Source organism: Pantoea sp. SIMBA_079 (genome assembly GCF_046940275.1).
Taxonomy (GTDB): Bacteria; Pseudomonadota; Gammaproteobacteria; order Enterobacterales; family Enterobacteriaceae; genus Pantoea; species Pantoea borealis.
On the sequence record NZ_JAWRYR010000370.1, the window covers coordinates 1 to 268 of the forward strand.

1 protein-coding gene is annotated in these 268 nt (G+C 53.4%); it reads right to left on the reverse strand.

What is annotated here, in order from left to right; all coding sequences use genetic code 11:
• The coding region (locus SB719_RS20410; RefSeq protein WP_412159778.1) for a hypothetical protein at positions 1–194 on the reverse strand (194 nt) is incomplete at its 3' end.
• Positions 195–268 lie beyond the last annotated feature (74 nt).

Sequence of the window (268 nt, forward strand, 5' to 3'; positions counted from 1 at the left end):
TTCTCTGCCTGCGACACAAACGACCAGCCCTCACGAACCGGATGTTCGATCACTATTGTCCGTTCACCATCCAGAGCACCCGAAATCGTATAGGTCGTGGTTTCCAGCAGTTTTTCTGTCGTGCGGATCGCCCCATCCACGACTTTGATATCCACGATCTTCTGCGTTGGCTTGCGATCCTCGGTTACGGTCACTTTCCGGTCCGTGGCAAAACTTGCCATGCGTATATCGCCCTTGGGCAAACCCGTGAGTTCGGCATCACCAATAT